The organism is Kribbella sp. (assembly GCF_035687465.1).
Lineage (GTDB): Bacteria > Actinomycetota > Actinomycetes > Propionibacteriales > Kribbellaceae > Kribbella.
On record NZ_DASRXP010000097.1, the window covers coordinates 1 to 5,100 of the forward strand.

Consider the following 5,100-nt stretch of genomic DNA (forward strand, 5'->3'; position numbering starts at 1 on the left):
CCCCAGCGCGGGCCCTGGCAGGACCACGAGTGGCGCGGCTGGTGGGGTGACGAGCCTCCGTTTCGTACCCCGGTGTTCGTCATGACCCATCACCAGCGTCCTTCGTTCACGCTGTCCGACACCACGTTCCACTTCGTCGACGGCGATCCTGCCTCGGTCCTCGAACAGGCCCGGGAAGCGGCGCAGGGCAAGGATGTCCGACTCGGTGGCGGGGTGACCACCATCCGGCAGTTCCTCGACGCCGACCTCGTCGACACCCTGCACGTGGCGGTTTCGCCGGTGAAGTTCGGGTCTGGAGTACGACTCTGGCAGTCCCCCGATGAGCTGCTCGAACGGTTCCACCTGGACGTCGTTCCCAGCCCGAGCGGGGTGACGCACCACTTGTTCTGGCGAAAGTGACCAATCCAGGCTTGGCGCCGGCGAGGCGTGTGCGGGAGACTTCCACGATGGCTACTGAGTACGTCCAGAGTGATCAGTTCCGTGGTGCGCGCATCCACCTGTGCGACCTTGCCGGCCTCGAGATCCGTGATTGCGAGGTCGACGGTCTGAAGATCGTCGACTGCTATGGCGCGGACATCTACCTGGGTGGCGATTTCACCCGTCTTGTTGTCAACGACATCGACGTGACCGCCTACGTCGAGGGCGAACTCGACCGGCTGCACCCCGCGCGGGCGCTCGCACGGGATGCCCACTCCCCCGACGACTACCGGGCTGTTTGGGACACCATCGAGACGCTGTGGAAGGTGACGCTCGACCGCGCCAGACTGTTGCCTGAGGCAAAGTTGCACGAGCAGGTCGACGGTGAGTGGTCGTTCGTGGAGACCCACCGACACCTGTTGTTCGCGAGTGACGCCTGGCTCGGGAATGCGGTTCTCGAGGAGGAAGCGCCGTACAAACCGCTCGGCTTTCCCGCCGGTGGGATGCCGGCCGAGGAGGCGGCGAAGCTCGGGCTCACCCTCGACGCCTCCCCCACGCTCGACGAGGTGATCGCGCTGCGGCTCGCCCGAATGGCCACGATGCGCCGTGTCATCGACGGGCTCACCGTGGCCGAGCTCGATCGGGTTTGCGCTCGCAAGCCGGCGGACCCGTATCCCGACCAGGAGTACGTCGTACGCCGCTGCCTCAAGGTGATTCTCAAAGAGGAAGCCGAGCACCACCGCTACGCAGTACGCGACCTCGCCGTCCTCGAAGCCGGCGCTTGAACCAGACGATCGAACTGAGCCTGCCCGAACTGCGTGAGATCGCCGGGTACGCCGTGGCGTGCGCGCGGCCCGCATTGGCGAGGGCGGCGTTCCTCCACCCACTGGCAAAAGCTACCCAGGTCAAGCACATCCTCGGATCGGCCGCTCACGCCGCACGGGCGCTCGAACTCTCCGCCGGAGACGATCCAGCTGTCGGAGCCGACCACATCGCGGAGTCGCGGACCCTCGCGAATCCCGTCGTGGTGGACGTCCTCAGGCGCTACCCACTCCCCCCAGGTGGCGGTGGGCAGGTCGGAGAACTGATCCGGCAGCTGGACGCGTCGCTCCGGTGATCCGACTCAGTCCAGGCAGAATTCGTTGCCTTCGGGGTCGGTCATGACGATGAAGCCGAAACTCAGTGGCTGAGCGGGCTCCTCGCGATGTACCCGCTTGGCTCCCAGGGCGACAAGGCGGTCGCACTCGACCTCCAGGGCTGCCATCCGTTCGTCGCCCTCCAACCCGGGTGCCGCGCGAACATCCAGGTGGACGCGGTTCTTCGCAACCTTGTCCTCAGGCACCTGCTGGAAGAACAGCCGCGGGCCGTCCCCGTCGGGATCCTCGAGGGCCGATCTCGTGTTGCGATGCTCCTCCGGTACGCCGTGCTGCGTGAGGAACTCGTCCCACGCAGCCAACGGGTCGACGCCCTCGGGCACGTCGACTCCAGGCGGACCCGGGTGGACATAGCCGAGTACGTCGCGCCAGAAGGAGGACAGCACCTTCGGATCGTGGGCGTCGAAGGTGACCTGGATAACGCGGCTCATCGGCTTGCTCCGTTCGCAGCTGTGCTCGTGTGCAGGTGAAGGTCGCGCAGCAGGCAGACCTCGGACAAGTGGTGGATCAACTCGCGGTGGATGTGCAGCACCAGATCGGCCATGGGTAGCTCAGGGTAGGGCTCTTTCGCGCCGACCGGGACCCCGAGATCGGCCTGGCTGAGACCACGCACCCCGGCGACCCAGACGTCGAGCTGGACCTCGAGTTGGTCGAGTGCGGTGGCCGCGCTCCCGGCGTACTCCCAGGAGTCGTAGGACGCTGCCGGCGCGCCGAAGTGCGAGGCGTTGCGCGCGGCAAGTACCCCGACGATGACGTGGCCGAGTCGCCAGGCGATCGTCGTAAACGCCGCGGGGTCGGGTTCGGGAATGGCGTAATCGATCATGAAGTCTCCGGCGCCGACTTGCATGGGCGCCGTCGAACTGCCGCGCGGCCGCACGCTCCAGGTGTCCGGCACCGGCGACCAGAAGTACTCGTCATCGGTGAGGCCCTCGAGCCGCGCACGGAGCTGTTCGTTCCAGTGGAACTCCCACTGATCGCGCACTATCCGGTTCCAGTCGATTTCATCCATAGATCCACCCTGACAGCCCAAGCGGACAGAAACGGTCCGCTATCTCTGGCAAGCTGAGCGACATGGGTGAAGACCTGGGTACGACGGAGCGCGTGCTCACCCTGCTCGGGCTCCTGCAGCAGCGCCAGGTCTGGACCGGCCCCGAACTGGCCGACCGGCTGGGGATCACGACCCGCACCGTACGGCGTGACGTCGAGCGACTGCGGACCCTCGGCTACCAGGTGAACGCCAGCCAGGGAGTCGGCTACCAACTCGGCCAAGGCCAGGACCTACCGCCGCTCCTTCTCGACGACGAGGAAGCGATCGCCACCGCGGTCTCGCTGCTCGCCGGCGCGGGTGGTGCGGTCGCCGGCGCCGGCGACGCCGCAGTACGGGCGCTGACAAAGCTCGACCGAGTGCTGCCCACCCGGCTACGGAATGAGGTCCGCGCGCTCTCCGGTGCGGTGGAGTCCTTCGGCGGAGGCCGCACGCTGGTCGATCCTGAGGTTCTCATGACCCTGGCCCGAGCCTGCCGCGACGAGGTCGAAGCCGGCTTCGACTACCCGTCCGGCAACGAAGTACGACGGCGACGGGTCGAGCCCTACCGCTTAGTCGCCTCCGAGCGCCGCTGGTACCTCCTCGCCTACGACCTCGATCGCGACGACTGGCGCACATTCCGCGTCGACCGGATGACCGAGGTCTCCGCACGAACCTGGCACTTCCGCCCCCGACCGGCACCCGACGCCGCGACGTACGTGCAAGAGAGCGTCGCAAGCCGGGTCTACCCGCACCAGGCCCGCTTCCTCGTCCACGCGTCAGCCGACACGGTGAGCGCACAACTCTCGGGGTCAGCGGCCGTCGTCCGACCCCGCGGCAGCGATCTCTGCGAGGTACTCAGCGGCGCCGCCAGCCTCGACTTCGTCCTCATGCACGTCCTCTTGCTTGGCCACGACTTCGAAGCCCTCGATCCCCCAGAACTAGCAACCCGCTGCCGCGCCCTCGCAACCAAACTCCAGGCAGCCGGCACATCAACTGTTGGCGGTTAGGTCTGCTAGTAGGGCCTGGATTGCTGGGCTGGTGTTGGCGCTCTGGCGCCAGGCTGCGTGTACTTCGCGGGTTGGTTGGCGCCGTAGGGGGCGGGAGACGAGGGCTTCTCCCAGGGGTGGGCGGGCCAGGCACGGGATCAGGGCGATGACGTTGCCTGAGGCAACCAGGGACAGTTGGGTTGCGAAGTCGTCGACCAGGTGGCGTACGTCGGGGTCTTCGGGGGCGTCGGCGAACAGGCGTCGGAACCACTGGTGGCACACCGTGCCGGGCGGGCTGGTGACCCACGTGTGGCCGGTGAGCTCGGCGGCGGTGAGTGGCGAGTCGAGGTGCGCGAGCGAGTGCGTTCGACTCATGACGACGTCGCCGATGTCGGTGTGCAGGTGGCGCTGGGTCAGTGACGACGGCAGCGGGGCCGGCAGCCCGTCGGCGTCATGGACGAGGGCGAGGTCGGCTGTGCCGGCGTCGACGCTATGGAGGGCTTGATCGGGGTCCTGCTCGGTGATGTGCACGCGTAGGTCCGGACAGCGCGTCGCCAATCGCGGAAGGGCGGGCGCGAGCAGGCCGCGGATGGCAGTCGAGAAGGCAACGACGCGCAGTACGCCGCGTGGCGCACCGTCTGCGACTGACTTGGCCGCTTCGGCGCAGCGCTCGAGCGCCTGGAACACTTCGGGTGCCGAGTCGACGATGGCCCGTCCTGCGGGAGTGAGCACGACCCCGCGGCCCGCCGGCGCGAGCACGGGCACACCGACCTGGCCCTCCAGTCTCTTGATCTGCTGCGAGACCGCCGAGGCCGTGAAGCCGAGCTCATCGGCCGCCCTCGCCAGCGTCCCAAGAGCAGCAACCGACCGCAACGCCCGCAGGGCTCCGACCTCAATCATGAAACCAAACTACGCAATATCGGCAAGAAAGCATCGCTGGACCTCAGCTATCGAGCCGCTCCAGGATCGACTCATGACCGACCCCCAGCAACAACTCTTCGGCTCCAACCTCGTCGCGATGGTGACGCCGATGCACCCCGACGGCACCATCAGCGAGCCTGGGCTCGCCAGCCTCGTCGACCACCTGCTGGCCACTGGATGCGATGGCATCGTCGTCGGCGGGACCACCGGCGAGTCGCCCACGCTGACCGATGCCGAGGCAGCCCGGCTGGTCCGTTCGGTAGCCGCCCAGTCGAAGAACCAGGCACGGATCGTCGCTGGCATCGGCACCTACGACACGGCCGTCAGCGTTCAACGGGCCCGCGAAGCCGAGGCCGCCGGGGCGGATGCCCTGCTGCTCGTCTGCCCGTACTACTCCAGGCCCACCCAGGCCGGAGTGGTGGCCCATTGCGTAGCGGTTGCCGACGCCACCGACCTCCCCGTGATGCTCTACGACGTCCCCGCCCGCACCGGCATCGCCATGGAGGCGGCCACGCTGATCGAACTCGCCGGCCACCCCCGCATCCGTGCGGTCAAGGACGCCAAGGGCGACCTGTACGAAGCGATGTCCGTCATG

The 5,100-nt window shown here is 67.7% G+C and carries 8 protein-coding genes; 5 read left to right on the top strand and 3 right to left on the bottom strand.

What is annotated here, in order from left to right:
- The 3 genes from VFG33_RS04880 to VFG33_RS04890 form a co-directional block, all read left to right on the top strand.
- A partial coding sequence (locus VFG33_RS04880; protein ID WP_325022819.1) for a dihydrofolate reductase family protein occupies positions 1 to 399 on the top strand: 399 nt, incomplete at its 5' end.
- A 47-nt stretch (positions 400 to 446) separates the two neighbouring features.
- Positions 447 to 1,202 carry a DinB family protein gene (locus tag VFG33_RS04885; RefSeq protein WP_325022821.1) on the top strand — a complete coding sequence of 252 codons (756 nt, stop codon included), beginning with the start codon at positions 447 to 449 and terminating at the stop codon, positions 1,200 to 1,202.
- A complete protein-coding gene (locus VFG33_RS04890; RefSeq protein WP_325022823.1) occupies positions 1,199 to 1,534 on the top strand; it encodes a hypothetical protein in 336 nt (111 codons plus the stop codon). The genes VFG33_RS04885 and VFG33_RS04890 overlap by 4 nt, the downstream gene beginning before the upstream one ends.
- Before the next feature lie 6 nt (positions 1,535 to 1,540).
- On the opposite strand, the gene VFG33_RS04895 is transcribed toward VFG33_RS04890, so the two are convergent.
- Both VFG33_RS04895 and VFG33_RS04900 read right to left on the bottom strand, forming a co-directional pair.
- Positions 1,541 to 2,002, bottom strand: coding sequence for a VOC family protein (locus VFG33_RS04895; protein ID WP_325022825.1), 462 nt, complete (start codon positions 2,000 to 2,002; stop codon positions 1,541 to 1,543).
- The gene (locus tag VFG33_RS04900) at positions 1,999 to 2,580 is read right to left on the bottom strand and encodes a DinB family protein (protein ID WP_325022827.1); all 582 of its coding nucleotides are present in this window, start codon (positions 2,578 to 2,580) and stop codon (positions 1,999 to 2,001) included. The genes VFG33_RS04895 and VFG33_RS04900 overlap by 4 nt, the downstream gene beginning before the upstream one ends.
- A gap of 62 nt (positions 2,581 to 2,642) precedes the next feature.
- Between VFG33_RS04900 and VFG33_RS04905 the strand changes: the two genes are divergently transcribed.
- Positions 2,643 to 3,605 carry a helix-turn-helix transcriptional regulator gene (locus tag VFG33_RS04905; protein ID WP_325022829.1) on the top strand — a complete coding sequence of 321 codons (963 nt, stop codon included), beginning with the start codon at positions 2,643 to 2,645 and terminating at the stop codon, positions 3,603 to 3,605.
- Here VFG33_RS04905 and VFG33_RS04910 read toward each other — a convergent pair.
- The gene (locus VFG33_RS04910; protein ID WP_325022831.1) at positions 3,588 to 4,484 is read right to left on the bottom strand and encodes a LysR family transcriptional regulator; all 897 of its coding nucleotides are present in this window, start codon (positions 4,482 to 4,484) and stop codon (positions 3,588 to 3,590) included. The two genes, VFG33_RS04905 and VFG33_RS04910, sit on opposite strands and share 18 nt — an antisense overlap.
- Before the next feature lie 73 nt (positions 4,485 to 4,557).
- On the opposite strand from VFG33_RS04910, the gene VFG33_RS04915 reads away from it, so the two are divergent.
- Positions 4,558 to 5,100: dihydrodipicolinate synthase family protein (locus VFG33_RS04915; protein ID WP_325022833.1), on the top strand; the 543-nt coding region annotated here is incomplete at its 3' end.

Bases quoted from the DNA above. Each gene is read 5' to 3' on its own strand.
- VFG33_RS04905 (WP_325022829.1), top strand. From the start codon at position 2,643: ATGGGTGAAGACCTGGGTACGACGGAGCGCGTGCTCACCCTGCTCGGG.
- VFG33_RS04895 (WP_325022825.1), bottom strand. From the start codon at position 2,002: ATGAGCCGCGTTATCCAGGTCACCTTCGACGCCCACGATCCGAAGGTG.
- VFG33_RS04885 (WP_325022821.1), top strand. From the start codon at position 447: ATGGCTACTGAGTACGTCCAGAGTGATCAGTTCCGTGGTGCGCGCATC.
- VFG33_RS04900 (WP_325022827.1), bottom strand. From the start codon at position 2,580: ATGGATGAAATCGACTGGAACCGGATAGTGCGCGATCAGTGGGAGTTC.
- VFG33_RS04910 (WP_325022831.1), bottom strand. From the start codon at position 4,484: ATGATTGAGGTCGGAGCCCTGCGGGCGTTGCGGTCGGTTGCTGCTCTT.